The following is a 22336-nucleotide window of genomic DNA, read 5'->3' as shown; positions in this document are numbered from 1 at the left end:
ATCAAACTCCCAGCAGCTTTGGGCGTGTGGTTCCCCGGTATCAATCGTGGATAGCGAGAGGGTGGAAGGATGATCTCGCGTTTGCCCGGCCTGGCGCGCCGGTCCCTGCTGCGGCCGCTGTCACTGGCATGCCTGGTTTCATGTTCCCCGGTATCAGCACCTGAGCCCGATGCGCAGCCGATCGCCTCAGCAACGAGCGAGCAGGTGGACTGCACCGTGGACCGGTGCGTGGCGTTGACCTTTGATGACGGCCCCGGCCAATACTCCGGACGGCTGCTCGACGAACTGGAGGAGGCGGATGCGCCAGCGACCTTCTTCCTCGTCGGGAAGAACATCGCCAAGTACCCCGAGACGGTCAAGCGCATGGCTGCCGAAGGCCACCAGCTGGGCAGCCACACCTGGGACCATGCGGATCTCACGTCGCTGACCCGGGAGCAGATCGAGCATGAGCTGGGGTGGACCAGCGATGCGGTGGAAAAGGCTGCCGGGAAGAAGCCGACCGTCTTCCGGCCTCCCTATGGAAGCCACGGCGCCGTTTATGATCGACTGGTCCCCTACCCGTTGGTGCTATGGGATGTGGACACCCTGGATTGGAAGCACCATGATCCGAAGAAGACCGTGCGCATCGCCATGGACGAAGTCCAGCCGGGATCGATCATCCTGATGCACGACATCCATGAGAGCTCAGTCAAGGCCGTGCCGGATCTGGTGAAGAAATTGAAGGCCGATGGCTACACCCCGGTCACCGTGGACCAGTTATTCAATGGCCAGCTGGAGAATTCGAAGGCCTATGCCTCGGCGCCAGCACCTGGCACTGCCAAATAGCTGCGCGTCCCGGCTGCCGCTCAGGGAGCCTGCTCTGCGTAGAGCCGCAGCTGGTCCAGCTTGTCACCTTCGCTTTCGCGGATATTCGCTGCCAGTTCCTCGCACTGCCCCACCGTCAGGTCAGGGTTGATGATCGCCACCTGCAGCACTACCTCGGTATGCCCGGCGTCGTCCTTCAAATCGTAGCGGTAGGAGAGCCCATCGGGATTCTCCGAGGTGTGCAGGATCAGCAGGCGGTTCTCAATCAGGTCATGGACGCGATACACGCGTTCATGCCCGGCCACGCGGTACACGAGGTTGGTGCCGACCTTGAGTTCCGGATCGTCTGAATGCATGGAACCGATCCCATGGATCCACAAGGGTGTTGCTGCCCAATCGGTAAGCAGCTCCCAGACACGGTGCACCGGCAGGTGGATGACCACGCTGCTCTCGAAGACGCTGAACTGGCTCATATGCGCATAGTGCCACCCTCGGCGGCCAAATGGAATAGTTCCATGGCTGTTGCCATGCGATCCATTTCCCGCTATCCAACGGCAAAGGCCGGCACCCAGCGAGCATGGTGCAGCTGGGTGCCGGCCTTAGCCGGGCGAAGACTTACCAGTCTTCGTCGCCGTCGTCATCTGCCTCGGAGATGCCCAGTTCGGGCTCGTTCTCGAGGTCGAAGTTGTACCACGCCTCGGTGAAGTCGGCCATAGCGTCCAATGCGTCCTGCGCGTCGGAATCCAGCACCTCCATCGCCTCAGGGCTGTTGAGCACCGCGGTCACTGCGAGGAACGGGTGATTGTCGAAGTAATCGGTGGGGGTGGCATCCCCGTTGAACGTCAGGTTCTCGCTCTGCGCGAAGAGTTCGACGTACTGGGCCACTGCCTCGGGAAGACGGGTCAGGTTAATACCAGTCAGAGACTCATTGTAGATTTCAGCAGTCGCGTCGGCCCACTGCTCAATGAGCTCTTCGCTCATCTGTGCCATCAGATTATCCACCTCGTGGTCGGGGTTCTAGTGCTCACGGGATTCGGTAGCAATTCATCTTATTTCCTCAGCGGGCGCGTGCCAAGACAGAACGGCCCGCGCAGCTGTGAACTTTTACGCGCTGCCTGCCGCTTACTGTTCCGAGACGCTGAGCGAGGGAATGTCGGGCAGCTCGGGCAGCGTTGGGGTGGCGTATTCGCTGATTCCCGGATCCCTGGTTTCCAATTCCTCGAGCCGCTTGAGCAGGTTCTCATCGCTGACGTTCTCCTGGCGTGGCGTCCGGTCTTCTGACGCCGGGTCCAGTGAGGAATCCATCCCCGATGCGAGCAGCGTGAACGAAGCCGTTGCGGCAATCAGCCCGATGAACAGGTGCACCCCGATGAAATACAGTCCGCCGATATTGCCGCGCAGCAAGGCCAGATTCCGGTTCTTGGCCGAGGTGGTGGCAGCCAGTCCGAAGGCGAAGGCGTTCTCCTTGAATCCCAGGCGGAATTGAGCCGCCAGCAGGCTGAATCCCGGGAACAGCAGCCCGGCCGCTATCGATCCGGCTGGCACGGCTGCAATCCGGCTTCCATTGGCCAGGCAAATCCCGAAGATCACCAGCTGGCACAGCACCAGGCCCACCCGCTTCCAGAAACCTTCCGCGTGCATGCCGCTGCACCGGATGAGGTACCGGCGCTGCTCGTGGCGATCGGCCGTGCCTGCCGGCGGACCGGCATTTACCTGCAGGATCCACAATGCGCCCAGCTGGCTGGCCAGCACGCCGAGCAGCATCACGATGATGCCGGCCACCGGCAAGAAGCAGCCCAGCGTTGCGCCGCCTGCGCCCAGCAGCCAGGCCAGCTGATAGGCACGTATGGCTCGCGGCAGCTTGGGGTAGCGCGCAGCAATGTCTTTGGTGTAACCGGCGGGCAGGGACTTCGCCGCTTCGCTGTACTGCCGCTTGTTCCACCATCCGAAGAGGCCCGCGAGGACGGCAATGGCGATAATCGCCAGCACCGTTCCTGCACCCGCGGCCCGCTGCCCCAGCGCCGCGGCGGCTGCCACGACCGGGGCGAAGAGCCAAAAGCGATGGGCATAGACCGATTGCTTCGCGACGAAGGATTCCGCATAGTCCTGATGCAGGCCCTCATTCATCGGATCAATGGAAATCAATCCACGCAGCACATCGCCTTGGTCCCCGACGATTTTTTCGCCATTGCCGATGCTGCCTGCCACCCGCAGCAGCCCCTGGTGGTTGGGGTCGATCTGCAGCCCGGCTTGGAGGAAAGCAAGTGCCGCGCGATTGTCGTCCTGGGCCTCGGCAACGATCGCGGCACCCTGGTAATAGGCGGGGTTCCCGGGATCCAGCCGAATCGCGTGCTCGATAGCTTTGCGGGCCAGCACCCTGTCATCATTGCTCCGGATGCCACTCAGCGTGATCATGCTCAGCCAGTAGTGCCCGTTGCCGTATTCCGGATCAGCTTCAATGACCTGCCGGATCGCCAGCAGCGCTTCGTCCCGGCGATGCTGGCGCATCAAGGCGATAGCCAGGCATTCCCCGGCGACCGGGTCGGCAGGATCCAGATTCAGCGCGGCCCGGGCGGTGGACTCGGCTTCCGCCCACTGCTCGAGATTCAAATGGCATGACGAATAGAGGATCCAGAATGCAGGAACCTGGTGGTGTTCGTTGAGCTGGTCCTTCAGCAACGCAATCGCTTCGGTTTCACGTCCGATAGCCAGGTTGTGCGTGATCCGGTGATGCAGTCGCTCGAATTCCATGCGGTGTTCTCCCCCGGTGCTTCCTAGAGCATGTTCCGCGAAACCAGATACTCGGCCAAGTCATCGTAGCGGCCATGCTGGTTGCTGAATCGCACCACATTGCGGGCGGATTCCAGCCACGGGACCGTCGACGCCTTGATTTCCGCCAATGCTTTGCGGATATGCTCCATGCCCAGGGGAAGCACCTCGTTGCGCTCGATGGATTGCATCATCGCCTTTTCCGCGGCGGTGGTGCAGACATGCTCCAGGTCTGCGCCCGAGAACCCGTCGGTCTGCGCCGCGATCCAATTCAGGTCGATTCCGGCGATCGGGCGGTTCTTCAGGTGGTAGCGCAAAATGGATTCCCGGGCCGGAGCATCCGGCGGAGTCACCAGCAAGGTGCGATCCAGCCGTCCCGGACGCAGCAGTGCTTCATCCAGATCCCATGGGTGGTTCGTGGCGCCCAGAACATACAGGCCGTCGTTGTTGCCTGCGAGCGAATCCATCTCGATCAGCAGCTGGTTGACCATCTGGCGCATCCACGCGCCCGACCCGTTCAGCGAACCGCGGCGGATGCCAATGGCATCGATTTCATCGATGAAGAGCACGGTTGGGGCGTTCTTGCGGGCCTGGTCGAAAATCGCCTTGAGCCGCTTCTCCGTCTCGCCGATGTAGGAGTCCACGACATCGGTAATGGTGACCGACATGAAATTGGCTTTCAGCTCGCCGGCCACCGCGCGGGCCAGGAAGGTCTTGCCACAACCTGGCGGACCGTACAGCAGCAGGCCGCCGCGCAATGATTTGCCAAAGGCCTTGGCGATTGCGGCGTTGCGCATCGGGGCCAGGAAGGATTCATTCAACCGGTTCTTGACCGCTTGCAAACCGCCCACATCATCCAGGGTAATACCCGGTCCAGCAGGGTTTTCGATAGGAATGCCCGGAACCTCGGACCCCGCATCTGCCTGCACGGGGATCCGTTCTTCGACAAACGGCGCCGGCAGCGAACTGCCGAACTCCTTGGCCCCTGCCTCCCAGTCGTACCCTGATGGCGTGCCATGCTGCGGTTCATCCGGTGCAGCATCGGCTGCGGGTTCGGCCCCCTGTATTTCAACAGTGGTTCCGGTAATCGACGCGCTAATGGTTCCAAGCATTGCCAGCGCGGCCGCATTTCCCGGATCCTGTTGCAGCACGGCGCTGACATGCGCGAGCGCCTCTGCGGATCGGCCTGCGGCATTCATCTGCTCAGCCAGATGCAATCGCAGGGCATGGTCTTCCGGCGCTGCTTGGACTGCACGCAGGAGGCTGGCAATAAGGGCATCATTCATTTTGGGCCGATCCACGGTTGTAAGCTTCCGGTCTGCTGCGCTTAACTGGTTAAAGCGCCCGGCGGGCATCGCTAAAAACGATACCCGCTGGAATTATATGTCGCAGACCCGACGGTTTGCTGAAGACGGCAAGCGCCTAGTAGGCCTTGACGCCCTGCTCCACCACCAAGTGGATCAACGCGAACTGCTTGTTCTCATCGATAGCCCGCAGCGCACGTTCCAGTGCCGCCGGAACATCCGCATCATTCTCGACGCGGACGCCGAAGCCGCCGAAGGACTGCGCCATCAACGCGAAGTCGGGGTTCAGCAGCTGGGTTCCGGAAACACGTTCCGGGTACTGGCGTTCCTGGTGGGTGCGGATGGTTCCGTACTGCTGGTTGTCCATGATGATCACCAGCGGGGTGGCGCCGTATTGGGCGGCGGTTGCCAGTTCCTGGCCGTTCATCAAGAACTCGCCGTCACCGGCTATGCTCACCACGCGGCGGCCCGGGTAATTCAGCGAAGCGGCGACGGCCGAAGGGATTGAGTAGCCCATGGAACCGTTGCGTGCCGAGAGCATGGAAGCGTACCCGTTGGTTGGGAAGTAGCGGTGGGCCCAGTTGGTGTGCTCGCCGGCACCGAAGGTCACCATGGCGTCTTCCGGAAGGGATTCGACCAGATTGGCCATCATGGTGGCCATCTTTGCCTGGCCTTCGGATGGCTGTGCCGGTGGAAGCTCGGCGAACTTCTCCTGCTCGCCACGCATCCGCGAGGTCCATTCCTTCCAGGATTCCTTGACCGGCAGATCCATCAGCAGCAGGTCGCGGACGAAGACATCCGGCTTGGCGACAATCTGGTGCGATACCGGGCCGGAACGCCCACGCAGCGACGGGTCGATGGTGACCAGGAAGTTCTTCTTGTCCCAGTTCTGGCGGACGTTGAACCCGTCGGTGATGACATCGCCTGGAACCGTGCCGACGAAGATCAGCAGGTCAGTTTCCTCCAGCAGATCGTAGGTTGGCTTGGGGCGGCCATAGCCGATCGGTCCGACATAGGATGGCGAGTTGAACGGCACAGTGCCCTCGCAACGCCATTCGGCAGCGGCCGGCAGGTCATGTTCCTCGAGCCAACGGGTGAAGTCCGCAGCGCCCTCGTGGGACCAGTCGTTGCCGCCGAAGATGAACAGCGGCTTGTCCGCTTCCTGCAGCGCCGAGTTCAGCGCCTTCCAGTCGGTCACGGTCATGCCGCCGGTGGCCACCGGGATTTCCGGGTGGATTTCGGCAGAAATTTCGTTGCGGATGATATCTTCCGGCAGGCCGACAACCACCGGGCCCGGGCGTCCGGACATCGCGGCGAACATTGCCTCGGCAACGACTTCGCTGGCGCGATCGGCGTGGTCTAGGATCATGACGCGCTTCGCGCCGGTGCCGAACCATGCCTTCGGATCGAATTCCTGGAAGGCTTCCTTTTCACGGTGCTCGAACGGGATCAATCCCACGAACAGCACCAGCGGGGTCGAGTCCTGCCATGCGGTGTGCAGGCCGACGTGGGCATTGGCAGCTCCGGGTCCTCGGGTCACCATGGCAACGCCGGGACGCTGGTGCATCTTGCCTTCGGCTTCGGCCATGTAGGTGGCTCCGCCTTCGTGGCGGCAGACCACGGTTTCGATTGGCGAGTTATGCAGCCCGTCCAGGACATCCAGGTAGCTTTCACCCGGTACTACGTAGGCTCGTTCCACGCCGTGCGCGGCAAGCGTGTCGACAATGACGTGTCCGGCCGACTTCTTCGTCAGGCCCTGACCTTTTTCACTCATCTTCTAGGCGTCTTTCTGGTTTCGAGAAATCATCTGACGCAACGGCGGGGAAACGGCCCTGCTGGCCAACGATGCAACGCTGCGTCAATCTGAAACAGTACTAAACAAGCTGTGACTGCACACATTGCCGATCGAATGCTACGCATATGTGACACGATGTCGTACGTGAAGCATATTTCGACGCAAAATGTCTAGAAAGTTTCACTGGATGGAACAGTTTGATTCATCACATTACGGCTGGCGCGAGCCGGGCGGTAGGCAACAATTGCCAATTTCATTGATCGGCGTCCTGAGCGCAAGTAGCCTATCGTGCAACAAAAGTTTACTTACGGTAAGCGCTGCATGCGCCCGGACATCGAGGTTCTCCATGGAAGTCATCAACGGCGCAATTGTCGCCGCCTACCTGGCCGCTATGCTGGCCTTTGGCTGGTGGGGCAAGTCCCGCACCAAGAACAGCAGCGACTACCTGGTGGCCGGCCGCCGCCTCGGCCCGTTCCTCTATACCGGAACCATGGCCGCAGTGGTGCTTGGCGGCGCCTCCACCGTGGGCGGTGTGGGCCTGGGCTACAAGTGGGGCATTTCCGGCATGTGGCTCGTGGTCGCCATCGGCGCCGGCGTGATCCTGCTGTCACTCGCATTCGCCCCGACGCTGCAGAAGCTCAAGGTCTTCACCGTTTCGCAGATGCTCTCCCTGCGCTATGGAAGCCAGACAGCAACCAACACCTCCGGCATCGTCATGCTGGCCTATACGCTGATGCTCTGCGCCACCTCCACCAGCGCCTACGCCACCATCTTCGTGGTGCTCTTCGGCTGGGAGAAATGGCTGGCCATCGCCATCGGCGGCGCCATCGTGGTCGTCTATTCGACCATCGGCGGCATGTGGTCCATCACCCTGGCCGATCAGGTGCAGTTCATCATCAAGACCATCGGCATCTTCGCCCTGATGCTACCATTCTCCATGCATGCCGCCGGCGGCCTGGACGGCATCCGCGAACGCATCGGTGCAGAATTCTTCGACATCACCGGCATCGGCGTGCAGTCCATCATCACCTACTTCGTGGTCTACACCCTGGGCTTGCTGATCGGCCAGGACATCTGGCAGCGCGTGTTCACCGCGAAAACCCCGAAGGTCGCCCGCTGGGGCGGCACCACCGCCGGGATCTACTGCATCGTCTACGGCATCGCCGGCGCACTCATCGGCATGGCGGCCAAGGTCGCCCTGCCTGACATTGTCGGTGCGGCTGAGAACAAGGACGTGGTCTACGCGGAGGTCGCCACCCAGCTGCTGCCGGTCGCCGTGGGCGGATTGGTCATGGCCGCCGCCGTGGCCGCGATGATGTCCACCGCGTCGGGCGCTCTGATTGCAGCGGCTACCGTGGCCCGCACCGACGTGACCCCATTCGTCGCCAGCTGGTTCGGCAAGAACATCCAGGTGAACACCGACGTGAACCCGGAGCACGACGTGCGTGCGAACCGCATCTGGGTGCTGGTGCTCGGCATCGTCACGGTGAGCTTGGCGATCCTCGTCGACGACGTGGTCGCCGCGCTGACCATCGCCTACGACATCCTGGTCGGCGGCCTGCTGGTGGCCATCATCGGCGGCCTGCTGTGGAAGCGCGGCAACGGCGCGGGCGCAACTGCGTCCATGGCCGTGGGCACCGTGGTCACGCTGGGCACCATGATCATCTTGGAGATCCAAGCTGAGAACAAGTTCGATGGCGTCTACGCCAACGAACCGATCTACTACGGCCTGATCGCCTCCGCGGCGACCTTTGCCGTGGTCTCCGCTGTCACCAAGGCCACCGATTCCAAGGTGCTCACCCAGTGGAACTTGCGGGTCTCGGGCAAATCCAAGGAAGAAGGCGTCAGCGTCGAACCGTAGCCGCTCCGCAGGCGGAAGGCCACCGGGCGCCGGCACTCCGCCTACGCCAGGTACGGGGAAACCCCCAGCAGGATGCTCCTGCTGGGGGTTTCCTCTTCATGGGATCAGTCGTTGATCAGATCGTGGCGCACGATGGTCTGGTCGCGGTCAGGACCCACGCCGATGGCGGAGATCCGGGTGCCGCTGATCTTCTCGAGGGCCAGGATGTAGTTGCGGGCGTTCTCCGGCAGGTCTTCCAGGGTCTTGGCTCCGGAGATGTCCTCGGTCCAGCCCGGGAAGTACTCGAAGATCGGCTTCGCGTGGTGGAACTCGGTCTGCGTCATCGGCATCTCGTCGTGGCGCACGCCGTCCACGTCGTAGGCCACGCAGACGGGGATCTGCTCGATGTTGGTGAGCACGTCCAGCTTGGTCACGAAGTAGTCGGTGAAGCCGTTCACGCGCGAAGCGTGGCGGGCCAGCACCGCGTCGTACCAGCCGCAGCGGCGCGGGCGGCCGGTGTTCACGCCGTACTCGCCGCCGGTCTTCTGCAGGTAGATACCCATGTCGTCGAACAGCTCGGTGGGGAACGGGCCGGCACCCACGCGGGTGGTGTAGGCCTTGATGATGCCGATCGAACGGGTGATGCGGGTCGGGCCGATGCCCGAGCCCACCGAAGCGCCGCCGGCAGTCGGGTTGGAGGAGGTCACGAACGGGTAGGTGCCGTGGTCCACGTCCAGGAAGGTGGCCTGGCCGCCTTCCATCAGCACGACCTTGTCCTCGTCCAGCGCCTTGTTCAGCTCGTAGGTGGAATCGATGACCAGCGGGCGCAGGCGCTCGGCGTAGGACAGGAAGTACGAGACGATTTCCTCGACCTCGACGCTGCGGCGGTTGTAGATCTTGACCAGCAGCTCGTTCTTCTGGCGCAGCGCGCCTTCGACCTTCTGGCGCAGGATCGATTCGTCGAAGACGTCCTGCACGCGGATGCCCAGGCGTCCGACCTTGTCCATGTAGGCCGGGCCGATGCCGCGGCCGGTGGTGCCGATGGCCCGCTTGCCCAGGAAGCGTTCGGTGACCTTGTCCATGGTCTGGTGGTACGGGGCCACCAGGTGGGCGTTGGCCGAAACGCGCAGCTTGGAGGTATCGGCGCCGCGGGACTCCAGGCCATCGATCTCTTCGAAGAGGGCCTCAAGGTTCACCACGCAGCCATTGCCGATAATCGGAGTGGCGTTCGGCGAAAGGATGCCGGCTGGAAGGAGCTTGAGCTCGTACTTCTCGCCGCCCACGACCACGGTGTGCCCGGCGTTGTTGCCGCCGTTCGGCTTAACTACGTAGTCGACCTTGCCACCGAGCAGGTCGGTAGCCTTTCCTTTGCCTTCATCGCCCCATTGGGCTCCGACGATCACGATTGCTGGCATGGGATCCTCCCCCTTGCTTATAAGCAGCGGTTGCGGCGTGCTTAGCGCCGTCCCGGCACGGTGCCGGGCAAAAAATATGCCCCTGTCCTGCTCACTGAAACCCGGAGGTCCGTTGCAAGAGTTAGGGGCTCTTACGACCAAAGTTTACCGAAACGATTAGCGAATCTCGAGCTGTGCGTCACCGAGCCGGTGCGATTCATGGATATCCGCGGCTTTTTCAAGCAAACTTGACTCTGACACTGTGTGAAGGCGGAGAACTGAAGCATGTTATCCATCGGCGCGTTTGCGCAAATCGGCCAGGTGACCCACCGCATGCTGCGGCACTGGGATGCCGCCGGGGTGCTCAAACCCGCCCACGTGGACCCGTTCAGCGGCTACCGTTCCTACGACCCCTCCCAGCTGCAGCGCTTGCACCAGATCGTTGCGCTGCGCGAGCTGGGTTTCGGCTTGGAAGAGGTTTCCTTGATCCTGGATCAGGGAACCTCCACGGAAAAAATTGCTGAGCACTTGCAGCACCGTGCCGCGCAGGTCGAGGCCGAACACCGGCTGGCCATGCAGCGGCTGGCCGATGTGCAACGGCGCCTGCGCTTGATCTCGAAGGAGAATCTCATGTCACGCATTGAAATCATCCATAAGCCACTGCCCGCAGTGCGCTTGGCCGCAGGCCGCTTCACGGTGGCCGAGCAAGCTGAAATCGCTGGTCGCATCGGCCCGCTCTTCGACAGCATCGCGCAGTCCATTCAGGGCCAAAGCCTTGCCACGCCCATTGCGCAATACAACGGAACCGTGGATGGAGTAGAGGTCATTGCCGGATACGCCACTAGCGCTCCCGACCTTGCCGATGTCGAAATCATCGAGCTCCCCGCGGTGCCCGAAGCCATCTGCGGAGTGCACCTTGGCTCCATGGACACCATCCATGAAAGCTGGCAGGCCGTGCACGAAGAAGTCCTTGCCCGCGGCTTGGTTCCGGCCGGTCCATGCCGCGAAGTCTACGTGCGTGCCATCTCCGCGGACCAAGCCGATTGGGTGACCGAACTGCAGCAACCGGTAGGCGTCGATTAACCCACCAGCTGATGCGGGGTCTCAAGCAGGTCCCCCGCCACGCTGCGCGCGGCACCGACCAGCGCACCTGTTTGGCCCAGCGGCGAGCACAGCAGCCGGGCATGGCCGGCGATACTCGGCGCGTGCACCCGGAGGCTGGCTTCCAGGGCAGGACGCAGCCACTGTTCCAAGGATGCAAAGTGCCCGCCAAAGACTACCGTGGAAACGTCATACAGGCGCATGGCCGAGGCCACCGCAATGCCCAAGGATTTTCCGGCCTCGGCCACCGCGCTTACAGCGGGTTCGGTTCCGATTTCCAGCGCTTGGAATAGCTGCTGGATCCGCTGTTGGCGCGAGGCGCTGTCAACCACCGCTCCTAGACCAGCGGAAGCCAGGATCGCTTCCTGCCCGGCAATGGTTTCCAGGCATCCACGACCACCGCAGCTGCAGGCCCTGCCTTCGGGGGCAATCACCACATGTCCGAGCTCGCCGGCATGCCCCTGGGGACCGGCAAAAAGTTCAGCGTCGATTATCAATCCGCCACCGATACCCACTTCCCCGGAGACAAACAGGAAGTCGCGTTCTTGGACGTCCATCAGCTGCTGCTGGGCCAGCGCTGAGGCGTTGGCTTCGTTAAAGAGCCTGAAGCGGGTTCTGCCTCCGGGCAGCAATGCTGCGACATCAAGGTCTTGCCGCTCCCAGCCGAGGTTAGGGGCCTGAAGGACGGTGTACCGCTCCTCGTCGACCAAACCCGGAACAGCCAACCCGCCGCCGAGAATCATCAGCCCTTGGGCCCGCGCTGCAACTTGGAGCCTTTGGCTCAGCTCCCCCAGGGCGGCGAGCACTTCGCTGGCTGCTGCGCTGTGGTTTGCACGGGGCAGGATTTCGTGTGCCAGCAGCTTGCCGCTGAGATCAACCAGTCCGGCGGCTATGTAGTCAACGTTGATTTCCATGCCCATGACGCAGCGTGCAGGGTTCAGGATGAGCCCCACCGAGGGCCGGCCGCGTTCCCCGTCACGGTGCACGCCAATTTCAATAACCAGGCCGGCCGCCAGCAAATCGGCGACCAGGCTGGAGACCGAGGCCTTCGTGAGCTGGCTGAGTTGGGCAATATCGGCGCGTGAGAACCGCTGGTCCTCCCCTGCGGCTGCGATCACCGACAGGACCCTGGCCAGGTTGGCTTTGCGCACGTCGCCGACGTTGCCCGGGGCCGAAGAGCTTGCGGCACGGGCGCTAGACGCTAGTTGGCGCATGCCTTCTCCTTGGGAATTCTTGGGGACGAATCGTTCACTGCTCGCTATTGACTCTAGCGTATTCCCACCCATATAGTTCAGGACATAAACTAAATGGTGGAAGCCATACCACCCCGATCCAAGGATGCATCCCATGACTCTTCAGCCAACCGCCGCCGACCGCTTCACTTTTGGATTGTGGACCGTGGGATGGACCGGTGCCGACCCGTTCGGCGTCGCCACCCGCGAGAACCTGGATCCGGTGGAAGCTGTGCACAAGCTGGCCGAGCTCGGCGCCTACGGCATCACCTTCCACGACAACGACCTGGTTCCCTTCGACGCCACCGAGGCGGAACGTGAACAGATCCTGGCAGGCTTCCGCACGGCGCTGGAGGAAACCGGGTTGAAGGTCCCGATGGTGACCACCAACCTGTTCAGCCACCCGGTGTTCAAGGACGGCGGTTTCACCTCCAACGACCGCTCGATCCGCCGCTTCGCGCTGGCCAAGGTGCTGCACAATATCGATCTGGCGGCCGAAATGGGCGCCGAGACCTTCGTCATGTGGGGCGGCCGCGAAGGCTCCGAGTACGACGGCTCCAAGGATCTGGCAGCGGCGCTGGACCGCATGCGCGAAGGCGTGGACACCGCTGCCGGCTACATCAAGGAAAAAGGCTACAACCTGCGCATCGCGCTGGAGCCGAAGCCGAATGAGCCGCGCGGCGACATCTTCCTGCCTACCGTGGGCCACGGCCTGGCCTTCATCGGGCAACTGGAACACGGCGACATTGTCGGGCTGAACCCGGAAACCGGCCACGAGCAGATGGCCGGACTGAACTTCACCCACGGCATCGCCCAGGCGCTATGGGCCGGCAAGCTGTTCCATATCGACCTCAACGGCCAGCGCAGCATCAAGTATGACCAGGACCTGGTCTTCGGCCACGGCGACCTGGCCAGCGCCTTCTTCACCGTGGACCTGCTGGAAAACGGCTTCCCGAACGGCGGGCCTACGTACGATGGCCCGCGCCACTTCGACTACAAGCCATCGCGCACCGACGGCTACGACGGGGTCTGGGACTCGGCCAAGGCCAACATGTCCATGTACCTGATGCTCAAGGAACGCGCACAGGCATTCCGCGCAGACCCCGAGGTACAGGAGGCCATGGAGTTCTCGGGCGTGTTCGAGCTGGGCGAAAGCACCCTGGGCGCCGGCGAGAGTGCGCAGCAGCTGATGGCCGATGCGACGAGCTTCGCCGACTTCGACGCCAACGCCGCCGCGCAGCGCAATTTCGCGTTCGTCCGCCTGAACCAGCTGGCCATCGAGCACCTGCTCGGCGCCCGCTAAAGATCCAGCACCCGCCCACCGCAGAAAGCAGCCGAAGAACCATGACGCTCGTTGCCGGCATCGATTCCTCCACCCAGTCCTGCAAGGTGGTGATCCGCGACGCCGCCACCGGCAGGCTGGTCCGTTCCGGGCGGGCCGCGCACCCCGAGGGCACCGAAGTGGACCCCGAGGCCTGGTACAGCGCATTGCAGGAAGCGATCGACCAGGCAGGAGGCCTGGATGACGTGGACGCCGTCTCGGTGGGCGGACAGCAGCATGGCATGGTGGTGCTCGATGCCAGCGGCGCGGTGATCCGCCCGGCACTGCTGTGGAACGACACGCGCAGCGCGCAGGCGGCCAGCCAGATCATCACCGAGGCAGGCCAGGGCGATGCCGCGGCGGGCGCCAGGTACTGGGCGCAGCGCACCGGCACCGTCCCGGTCTCCTCGATCACGCTGGCCAAGCTGCGCTGGCTGAAGGACCATGAGCCGCAGAACGCGGCCAAGGTCGCGGCCGTCTGCCTGCCGCACGATTGGCTGTCCTGGCGCCTGGCCGGCTACGGCCCCGGCTCCGGGGCCACCGGACTGGCGGCCCTGCGCACCGACCGCTCGGATGCTTCGGGCACCGGCTACTACCGCGCCGCAGAAAACGCCTATGACCACGAAGCGCTCGCGCAGCACCTGGGCCATGTCCCGCTGCTGCCGCAGGTTGCTGGCCCGCTGGAGTCCATCGGCCGCACCGCTTCCGGCGCACTGATCGGTGCCGGCGCGGGCGATAACGCCGCGGCCGGCTTGGGCGTAGGCGCCACGGTGGGCGACGTGGTCATGTCCCTGGGCACCTCCGGCACCATTTTCGCGGTTGCTGATTCACCCGCGGCCGATGCCTCCGGGGTGGTGGCAGGCTTCGCCGACGCCACCGGCAACTACCTGCCATTGGTCTGCACTCTGAACGCCACCCGAATCTTCGATGCCACCGCCAGCCTGCTGCAGGTCAGCCTCGAGGAATTCAACGACCTTGCACTGTCCGCCTCCCCCGGCTGTGACGGCCTGGTGCTGATGCCCTATTTCGACGGCGAGCGCACCCCGAACCTGCCAGAAGCCCGCGGCTCACTGCACGGCATCACCCGGGCCAACTACACTCCCGCAAACCTGGCCCGCAGCGCCGTGGAAGCCGTGGTCTGCTCCCTGGCCGACGGGCTGCGCGCGCTTGAAGCGCAGGGAGTGCAGGCCCAGCGCATCGTCCTTGCCGGCGGCGGCGCGCAATCCCCCGCAGTCCAGCAGATCGCCGTCCAGATCCTCGGCCTGCCAATCCTGCTGCCCGTCCCGGGCGAATACGTGGCCGATGGCGCGGCGCGCCAGGCGGCCGGCGTGCTGGCCGGGGAATTCCCCGACTGGGCCCAAGACACTGCCGAGCTCCCGGCGAGGGAACCTGCCCCGCAAATTCTCGAACGCTACCGCGCACTGGCTTCCAGCCAGTTCCGCAACGATTTCCTTGCCCGCACGGAGCTTGGCGCCTGAGCGCGCACCGGCGGTGCGACTAGACTTGTCACCATGGCATTGACTCAGTTAACGGTCGTGGACACCGCGGTTGGCATCCTGCAGCAGTTCGGGCTGGCTGACCTGTCCATGCGCCGGTTGGCCAAGGAACTCGATGTCCAGGTCGGCGCCCTGTACTGGCATGTGAAGAACAAGCAGGAGCTGCTGGCGCAGGTTGCCGCCCAGCTGCTGAATACCCCTGCGTTGTCGGTGGCTGCCGCCGACTATGAATCCCCTGCCGAGGCAATCCTCCAGCTGGCGCGCAAGCTCTACCTCGCATTGCTGCCGATCCAGGACAGCCCCGAAGTCATCGAGGTCGCCACCGCCATGCAAGCCACCGAACTGCAACCTGTGCTGCAGCTTCGCGCCCTGCTGGAAGCGGCGGGCCTGGCTGCCGAGAACGCCCGCCATGGGCAGCAGCTGATCCTGAACCACGTGCTCGGCTCGGTGGCCTACCGGCAGAACCTCGTCCAGCTCGATGTCGACGCACCCCTGGCTGACGGCTTCGACTGGGGGCTGCAGCGGGCAGTATCCGGCCTCATCGGCTAGCTCGCCGAGCTAGCCCAGGTTGCCGCCGGATGCTTCCAGATAGCAGGCGGCGCACAGCGACTCGTACCAGACCTCTTCGCCGTCGATCGCGACCTGGTCCCCATCAAAGACAATCGTCTCTCCCGAGCGGCGGGTATTGAACATGGCCTTGCGCCCGCAACGGCAAATGGTCTTCAGCTCTTCAAGAGAGTGCGCCAGTTCCATCAAGCGCGCCGAGCCAGGGAAGGCACGGGTGCGGAAATCAGTGCGGATGCCGTAGGCAAGCACCGGGACATCATCGAGCACGGCAATGCGCAACAGGTCATCGACCTGGGCGCGGGAAAGGAATTGCGCTTCATCCACCAGCAGGCAGGCCACCGGTGGCGCATCCACATGCGGCAGCAGGGCATCGGGGTCATCGCCCAGGGAATGGGCCGCGAACTTCTCGCGCAGGTTCTCTTCGGGGCCCACGCTGAAGTCGACCTCGCGTTCGATGCCGAGCCGGGAAACGATGGAGCTCTCGCCCTTGGTATCGATCCCGGGCTTGGCCAGCAGGATGCGCTGGCCGCGTTCCTCGTAGTTGAAGGCAGCCTGCAGCAAGCTCGTGGATTTGCCCGAGTTCATCGCTCCGTAGCGGAAATACAGCTTGGCCACCATTGCTCCTCGATAGTTGCGGCACCTGCCAACTGGCACGCCCTTTAAGATCTTAGTGCCCGTGCCGCCGTTCTCCAGTGGAACAGCACGCGGCGGCCAGCTCCGCTACTTCGCCGCCGGCTGCTTCTTCCCGGCGAAGACCAGCTTGTAGAGCATCGACATCACGATCACGAAAGGCACACCGAAGATCAGCGTGTACTTGAATTCCGGCACGAAGAACGAGGTTACCAGCAGGCCGCCGAGCAGCACAGCGCCGAGCATCGAGGCGGCCGGGTAGCCCGGCAGCTTGAATTCAAGTGCTGCCTTCTCCAGGCGCACCTGGCGGCGGAAGGACACATGGGTCAGCAGGATCATGAACCAGGTGGCCAATGCGCCGAAGGTGGCCAGCGACATCATGATGCCGAAGCCTCCCTCCGGGACCATCGCATACACCCCTGCCGCCACAGCGATGCCGCCGGCCGACATCCACACCGCGTGCACCGGTGCGCCCGCGCGGTTGGTCCGGTGCGCCAGGCGTGGCGCGTGGCCGGAATCGGCCAGCGAATGCAGCATCCGGGTGGCCGCGTAGAGCTGGGCGTTCATCGCCGAGAGCGCTGCAATGATGAGCACGAAGTTCAGCACCGAGTCCGCGAACGGGATGCCGATCTGCGACATCACAGTGACAAATGGCGAACCCCCGGCCAGCAGTTCGCTGGTTGGGGCCACCGCGAGGATCAGGGCCATGGTGAACACGTAGAAGAGCAGCAAGCGCAGGAAAGAGACCTTGAAGGCCTTGCGCACCGCGAGCTTGGGGTTCTTGGCTTCGGCGGCGGCAATGGAGATCGCCTCGACGCCCATGTACGAGAAGATCGCTACGATGACAGCGCTCCACGTGCCGAACAGGCCGTTGGCGAAGAAGCCGCCCTCGGCCAAATAGTTGTGGAACCCGAACTGGTCGCTGGGGTCGTGGAAGACCAGCCAGAGGGCTATGATGATGAACGCGATCACCGCGAAGACCTTGATCGCGGAGAACCAGTATTCGGTGGTTCCGAAGATCTTCACGCTGGAGAAGTTCACCCCCAAAAGCGCGGCCGAGAAGACCAGGACCCAAACCAGCCCGGGGATTGCGGGGAACCAGTACTGCATGTACTCGCCCACGGCGCTGACTTCGGTGCCCACCGCGAAGATCAGCGCTGACCAGTACAGGTACTTGGTCAGGTATCCGGCGAACCGTCCCAGGTAGCGTTCGGCATAGACGCCGAAGGAACCGGCCACCGGCTGCTTGACAGTCATTTCCGCCAAGGCGCCCATGACCAGCAAGGCGACGACGCCGCCAATGAGGTAGCTGATGATCACCGAAGGACCAGCCATGGCGATGGCGAGCTTGCTGCCGGCGAACAGGCCGGTGCCGATGGCGCTGCCCAGCGCGATCATGGACATCTGCCCCGGAGTCAGCGACTTCTTCAAACCCGAACCGACTTCAGTGGCGCGTACCGGCTGCTTGCCCAACGATGCTCCCTCTAGACCTATGCGAACAGCACGGCATCGAAAATGCCGTGCTGTTCTCAAGGTTACTCCCGCGCCAATTCGCCAATTCCGGGGCCACCGGGCCCGCAACCGGCGGAATTTGCATCATGTCACGGCATTACGCACGGCGTACTCTTCGCGCTGCCACGCATTGGTGTGCAGAATTTCACGCAGTTTCTCCACGGCATCCCAGATATCGGTGCGCGTCAGGTACAGCGGGGTGATGCCGAAGCGCAGGACTTCCGGCTCGCGGTAGTCTCCGATGACGCCCTGGTCGATGAGTGCGGCGATGATTTCATATCCATGCTCATGGCGGAAGCTGACATGGCTGCCGCGGGCTGCATGCTCGCGCGGAGTCACCAGTTCCAAACCGTAACCGGCGCAACGGGTTTCCACCAGCTCGATGAACAGATCCACCAGCTCCAGCGAGTTCGCGCGCACCTTGCCCATGTCAGCTTCCAGCGCGATATCCAGGCCGGCTTCGATCATTGCCAGCGAGGTGACCGGCTGGGTGCCGCACATGAAGCGGCGGATGTCGTTGGCCGGGGTGTAGCTGTCGGCCATCTCGAAGGGCGACTTGTGCGACCACCAGCCGGACAGCGGCTGCCAGAAGCGTTCGTGGTGGCGGGCATTGACCCAGATGAACGCCGGGGAACCCGGGCCGCCGTTGAGGTACTTGTAGGTGCAGCCCACGGCGTAGTCGGCATCCGCGGAGTTCAAGTCAATCGGCACTGCCCCCGCGGCATGGGCCAGGTCCCAGACCACCAGTGCACCCGAGGCGTGGATGGCCGCGGTGACTTGGTCCATGTCCCACATGGATCCGGTGCGGTAGTTCACGTGCGACAGGGCCACCACAGCCACGGTTTCGTCCAGTGCGGCACGCAGCTGCGCCTCGGAGTCGATGAGCTTCACTTCGTAGGCGACGCCGGTTTCCTGTGAGAGCGAGTTGACCAGATCGGCCAGACCCTGCGCGATATAGATGTCGGTTGGGAAGTTGTCGCGTTCGGTGAGAATCACCCGGCGCTGCGGGGCATCGGCCTTCTGCGTGCGCAATGCAGAGGCCAGGGCCTTGAACAAGTTCAGGGTGGTGGTGTCGGTGATCGCGGTTTCGCCGGGGTTCGCGCCCAGCAGGCGCCCCAGCTTGTCGCCGAGCTTCAGCGGCATCTCGAACCAGCCGGCGGTGTTCCATGAACGGATCAGGCCCTGGCCCCATTCTTCAGTGACTACCTGGGCGGCCCGTTCGGCTGCTCCCTTGGGCAGCGCACCCAGGGAGTTGCCATCCAGGTAGATGACGCCTTCCGGGAGGTTGAAGCGGTCGCCGAACGCCACCAGCGGGTCTGCCGCGTCCAACTGTGCAAGCGACTGGCGGGTCAGTGGGGTGGTCATTGGATCTCCTGTTCGGCCACGATCAAGGATGGAAAACTTCCAGTTCTCCATGATGAATCCATCGTAGAATCAGATTCGATACTGTGCGAGCAGAACTGAACTTATTAGAAGAATCGAGTTGATCAGCCGTGCCAGGTTCATTATGGACGGTTCAAGGCGACGCCCTGCCGAATCCTGTTCGTGTCGACGGAACGGACTTGTCCATCCTTGCTGAGCTGAGCCAGGATGCGCGGATCGCCAACAATGTCCTGGCAGCAAAGGTCGGCCTGGCTCCCTCCACCTGCTTGGGTCGGGTCAAGGCCCTCTCCAAGGCGGGGGTGATCACCGGCTACCATGCAGCGATCAATGAGCGGCTGCTTGGCGTTGCCGTCAACGCCATGATTTCCGTTGTGGTCTCCTCCGTTGCCCGGGACCGCCTGCTGTCCTCGGCGCATCAGCTCAAGGAGCTCGCCGAGGTCAAGGAAGTCTTCGTTCTCGGTGGCTCGCCGGATTTGCTGGTGCGCGTGGCGACCCGGAGCATCGAAGATTTGCGGACATTCGTGGCCACGCACTTGGGGTCCAACCGCGCGTTCGCTTCCACCCAGACGGTCATAATCTTCGAGCATTTGGCCTAGCACCGGGAAGCCTTCGTCATCTAACGGCATCTCTCATCTGGATCTCATTTATTTCAGCCACAATGAAAAACATGGGAAAGGAAGCTTTGCGCCGTGTCTTTGCGACGATCGCTGTCGTGGCAGTCGTATGCCTGGGCGCGTTCGGAATCAGCCAAGCCTTGGAAGGCCCGGCGGACCAAGACCTCGGTGAAGGGTTCATCTTCGAAGAAGCCACCCCTGCTCCGACCAGCAGCACCCCCAACGGCCCATCCTCCTCGCCTTCCGCCTCGGCGACCGAATCCCGCAGCTCGAAAAATCCGGAGCCTTCGGAGAAACCCAAGCCGAGCGCTACTCCCAAGCCGAAACCGAAACCTGCTCCGCCACCCCCGCCGAAGAAGACCGTCGTCCCATTGCCTCCATCCGGCAACCAGTACGACGATGATGACGACGATGACGACGACTACGAAGAAGCCGACGACGACGGTGACGATGACTAGCTCACCCGAACGCCGGTGGTCCATCCGGGCCCGGGTGCTGACCGGCATGATGCTGCTCGTGGGCCTGGCCCTGCTGGTGGCGGGCACCGCAAGCTTTGCCGTGCAGCGCCACGAACTGAACGAACGCCTCGACGAGTCGTTGACCCGCACCGTCAAGGAATTCAAAGTCCTCACCGAAACCGGTGTCGACCCGCGGACCATGGAGCGCTTCAAGCACGCTGAGGACCTGCTGTACATCGCCATGCAGCGCACCCTGCCGTCGCCGAAGCAGGGCATGCTCGCACTGGTTGGCAACAAGGTGCGCTGGACCGCACCGGATATCGTCAACACCCGGCTGGAAGATGATCCGGAGTTCCTCGAATGGGCCAGAACCGTCCAGGATGCCAACCATATCCGCCTGGGAACTGTAGACACGGACATCACTACCTATCGCGCAGTGGTCGTTCCGGTCAGCCTTCCTGCCGACCATGAGCACGGCGCCTTCGTGCTGGCCTACGACTACTCGGCCGAGGCCATCGCCAACGACCGCAACTTCATGATCTACGCCGCCGTCGGCGGCTCGGTCATGCTCGTCGCCGCGCTGGCCGCCTGGCTGGTGGTGGGACGGATGCTCGACCCGATTCGCCGCCTGCAAACCACCGCGCAGCAGATTTCCGAGACCGATGTCTCCCAGCGCATCGAGGTTTCCGGAAATGACGAGTTCGCCGAACTGACCGTCACTGTCAACGAGATGCTGGACCGCTTGGAAGGCGCGCTGAGCTCGCAGCGCCAGCTGCTCGATGATGTCGGGCACGAATTGCGCACGCCGGTGACGATCATCAACGGGCATCTGGAACTGATGGACCCCAGCGATCCAGAAGATGTCGCGCAGAGCCGCGATATCGCCATGGACGAGCTCGGGCGCATGTCCTTGCTGATCAACGACCTGGTGACCCTGGCGAAATCCAACCGCATGGACTTCCTCCAGGTTGAGCCGACGGAAGTCGGCAAGCTGCTGGACGACATCCTCGACAAGGCCCGCGGCCTGGGACCGCGCCAGTGGCGCGTCGACTACCGCACCGAAGCCACCGTGTCGCTCGACCCGGTCCGGACCACCCAGGCCATGCTGCAGCTGTGCGCCAATGCGGTGAAGTTCTCGGCCGAGGGCAGCCGCATCGGCTTGGGCAACGAGATTGTCCGCGATGGCCAGGGCAACACCACCTTGCGCTGGTGGGTTTCCGATGCGGGCGTGGGCATCCAGGCCGAAGATCTTGAACGCATTTTCGAGCGCTTTGGACGTGGCCAGAACTCTGTGCGTTCCTCCGGTTCCGGCCTGGGGCTGAACATCGTGCAGGCCATCGCTGAAACCCACGGCGGGCGAGTGTGGGTGAATTCGGAGCATGGCAAGGGATCCACGTTCTACATTGACATGCCGTTGTCGACTGGAAGCAAGGAAGCATGAGCCAGATACTGATTATTGAAGATGAGCCGCGCATCAGTTCGTTCGTTGCCAAGGGGCTGCGTGCCGCGGGACTGACCTCATCCATCGCGGAAACCGGGCATGACGGTTTCAGCCAGGCCATTGAAGGCGACCATGAGCTGATCATCCTCGATCTGGGCCTGCCCGATGAGGACGGATTCTCGGTGCTGCGCCGCCTGCGCGCCGCGCAGATCGATACGCCGGTAATCATCCTGACCGCGCGCGGCAGCGTGGAAGACACGGTCGCCGGCCTGCAGAACGGCGCCGATGACTACATGGCCAAGCCGTTCCACTTCGACGAGCTGCTGGCCCGCGTACGCCTGCGCCTTCGCTCGGAGGACAATGCCCCCGAGGTGTCTTCGCTGACCCACGAGAACCTGCATATGGATTTGCTGCGCCGCCGCGTGACGGTCGATGAACGCGAGGTCGACCTGTCGGCACGCGAGTTCGCGCTGGCCGAAGCGTTCTTGCGCAACCCCGGACAGGTGCTCAGCCGGGAGCAGCTGCTGTCCCGGGTCTGGGGCTATGACTTCGACCCCGGTTCCAACGTGGTGGACGTGTATGTCCGCTACCTGCGCAACAAGCTCGGAACTGAACGCTTTGAGACGGTGCGCGGATTCGGCTACCGTCTCGCCTCGGATCGGTAGCCGAATCCGC

General features: G+C 63.2%; 20 protein-coding genes. 10 read left to right on the top strand and 10 right to left on the bottom strand.

Going from position 1 to position 22336, the window contains the following annotated elements; all coding sequences use genetic code 11:
* Positions 1 to 69 precede the first annotated feature (69 nt).
* Positions 70 to 825, top strand: coding sequence for a polysaccharide deacetylase family protein (locus ATK23_RS14795; RefSeq protein ID WP_066143600.1), 756 nt, complete (start codon positions 70 to 72; stop codon positions 823 to 825).
* A 20-nt stretch (positions 826 to 845) separates the two neighbouring features.
* On the opposite strand, the gene ATK23_RS14790 is transcribed toward ATK23_RS14795, so the two are convergent.
* From ATK23_RS14790 to ATK23_RS14770, 5 genes are all read right to left on the bottom strand, one after another.
* Positions 846 to 1277, bottom strand: a complete 432-nt coding sequence (locus ATK23_RS14790; RefSeq protein WP_066143597.1) for an SRPBCC family protein — start codon at positions 1275 to 1277, stop codon at positions 846 to 848.
* Between the two features lie 142 nt (positions 1278 to 1419).
* Positions 1420 to 1794 carry a hypothetical protein gene (locus tag ATK23_RS14785; RefSeq protein ID WP_038991978.1) on the bottom strand — a complete coding sequence of 125 codons (375 nt, stop codon included), beginning with the start codon at positions 1792 to 1794 and terminating at the stop codon, positions 1420 to 1422.
* 132 nt (positions 1795 to 1926) lie between these two features.
* On the bottom strand, positions 1927 to 3555 hold the full coding sequence (locus ATK23_RS14780; RefSeq protein WP_066143594.1) for a tetratricopeptide repeat protein: 1629 nt from the start codon (positions 3553 to 3555) through the stop codon (positions 1927 to 1929).
* Between the two features lie 23 nt (positions 3556 to 3578).
* Positions 3579 to 4859, bottom strand: coding sequence for an AAA family ATPase (locus tag ATK23_RS14775; protein ID WP_066143591.1), 1281 nt, complete (start codon positions 4857 to 4859; stop codon positions 3579 to 3581).
* 136 nt (positions 4860 to 4995) lie between these two features.
* A complete protein-coding gene (locus ATK23_RS14770; protein ID WP_066143588.1) occupies positions 4996 to 6651 on the bottom strand; it encodes a thiamine pyrophosphate-dependent enzyme in 1656 nt (551 codons plus the stop codon).
* A 367-nt stretch (positions 6652 to 7018) separates the two neighbouring features.
* Between ATK23_RS14770 and ATK23_RS14765 the strand changes: the two genes are divergently transcribed.
* Positions 7019 to 8533, top strand: coding sequence for a sodium:solute symporter family protein (locus ATK23_RS14765; RefSeq protein ID WP_066143585.1), 1515 nt, complete (start codon positions 7019 to 7021; stop codon positions 8531 to 8533).
* A gap of 104 nt (positions 8534 to 8637) precedes the next feature.
* Here the strand turns inward: ATK23_RS14765 and ATK23_RS14760 are convergent, their stop codons facing one another.
* Positions 8638 to 9927 carry an adenylosuccinate synthase gene (locus tag ATK23_RS14760; RefSeq protein ID WP_038991981.1) on the bottom strand — a complete coding sequence of 430 codons (1290 nt, stop codon included), beginning with the start codon at positions 9925 to 9927 and terminating at the stop codon, positions 8638 to 8640.
* Positions 9928 to 10191: 264 nt separating this feature from the next.
* Here ATK23_RS14760 and ATK23_RS14755 point away from each other — a divergent pair, with 264 nt between their 5' ends.
* Entirely contained in the window at positions 10192 to 10989 is a 798-nt protein-coding gene (locus ATK23_RS14755) for a MerR family transcriptional regulator (protein WP_066143582.1), read from the top strand.
* Here the strand turns inward: ATK23_RS14755 and ATK23_RS14750 are convergent.
* The gene (locus ATK23_RS14750; RefSeq protein ID WP_066143579.1) at positions 10986 to 12221 is read right to left on the bottom strand and encodes an ROK family transcriptional regulator; all 1236 of its coding nucleotides are present in this window, start codon (positions 12219 to 12221) and stop codon (positions 10986 to 10988) included. The two genes, ATK23_RS14755 and ATK23_RS14750, sit on opposite strands and share 4 nt — an antisense overlap.
* A 133-nt stretch (positions 12222 to 12354) precedes the next feature.
* On the opposite strand from ATK23_RS14750, the gene xylA reads away from it, so the two are divergent.
* From xylA to ATK23_RS14735, 3 genes are read left to right on the top strand one after another with little or no spacing between them, the layout of a single operon-like run.
* Positions 12355 to 13542 carry a xylose isomerase gene (gene xylA, locus ATK23_RS14745; protein WP_066143576.1) on the top strand — a complete coding sequence of 396 codons (1188 nt, stop codon included), beginning with the start codon at positions 12355 to 12357 and terminating at the stop codon, positions 13540 to 13542.
* 41 nt (positions 13543 to 13583) lie between these two features.
* Positions 13584 to 15038, top strand: a complete 1455-nt coding sequence (gene xylB / locus ATK23_RS14740) for a xylulokinase (RefSeq protein WP_066143573.1) — start codon at positions 13584 to 13586, stop codon at positions 15036 to 15038.
* Between the two features lie 33 nt (positions 15039 to 15071).
* Entirely contained in the window at positions 15072 to 15605 is a 534-nt protein-coding gene (locus ATK23_RS14735; RefSeq protein WP_083515665.1) for a TetR/AcrR family transcriptional regulator, read from the top strand.
* A gap of 9 nt (positions 15606 to 15614) precedes the next feature.
* Here ATK23_RS14735 and ATK23_RS14730 read toward each other — a convergent pair whose 3' ends face one another.
* The 3 genes from ATK23_RS14730 to kynU all read right to left on the bottom strand — a co-directional run bounded on the left by ATK23_RS14730 (position 15615) and on the right by kynU (position 19130).
* Positions 15615 to 16238 carry a thymidine kinase gene (locus tag ATK23_RS14730; protein ID WP_066144123.1) on the bottom strand — a complete coding sequence of 208 codons (624 nt, stop codon included), beginning with the start codon at positions 16236 to 16238 and terminating at the stop codon, positions 15615 to 15617.
* 105 nt (positions 16239 to 16343) lie between these two features.
* Positions 16344 to 17726 carry an amino acid permease gene (locus ATK23_RS14725; protein ID WP_066143564.1) on the bottom strand — a complete coding sequence of 461 codons (1383 nt, stop codon included), beginning with the start codon at positions 17724 to 17726 and terminating at the stop codon, positions 16344 to 16346.
* A gap of 123 nt (positions 17727 to 17849) precedes the next feature.
* Entirely contained in the window at positions 17850 to 19130 is a 1281-nt protein-coding gene (gene kynU, locus ATK23_RS14720; RefSeq protein ID WP_066143561.1) for a kynureninase, read from the bottom strand.
* Between the two features lie 197 nt (positions 19131 to 19327).
* Between kynU and ATK23_RS14715 the strand changes: the two genes are divergently transcribed.
* From ATK23_RS14715 to ATK23_RS14700, 4 genes are all read left to right on the top strand, one after another.
* Positions 19328 to 19744 carry an Lrp/AsnC family transcriptional regulator gene (locus ATK23_RS14715; RefSeq protein ID WP_245858449.1) on the top strand — a complete coding sequence of 139 codons (417 nt, stop codon included), beginning with the start codon at positions 19328 to 19330 and terminating at the stop codon, positions 19742 to 19744.
* 71 nt (positions 19745 to 19815) lie between these two features.
* Entirely contained in the window at positions 19816 to 20220 is a 405-nt protein-coding gene (locus ATK23_RS14710; protein WP_066143556.1) for a hypothetical protein, read from the top strand.
* Positions 20213 to 21661: a sensor histidine kinase gene (locus tag ATK23_RS14705; protein ID WP_245858447.1), complete on the top strand. Its 1449-nt coding sequence runs from the start codon at positions 20213 to 20215 to the stop codon at positions 21659 to 21661. Before ATK23_RS14710 ends, ATK23_RS14705 begins: the two co-directional genes overlap by 8 nt.
* Positions 21658 to 22326, top strand: coding sequence for a response regulator transcription factor (locus tag ATK23_RS14700; RefSeq protein ID WP_066143553.1), 669 nt, complete (start codon positions 21658 to 21660; stop codon positions 22324 to 22326). The genes ATK23_RS14705 and ATK23_RS14700 overlap by 4 nt, the downstream gene beginning before the upstream one ends.
* The last annotated feature ends 10 nt before the right edge of the window (positions 22327 to 22336 follow it).

This window comes from Glutamicibacter nicotianae (assembly GCF_002797775.1).
GTDB lineage: Bacteria > Actinomycetota > Actinomycetes > Actinomycetales > Micrococcaceae > Glutamicibacter > Glutamicibacter nicotianae.
This window is presented reverse-complemented; position numbering and strand designations above follow the sequence as displayed.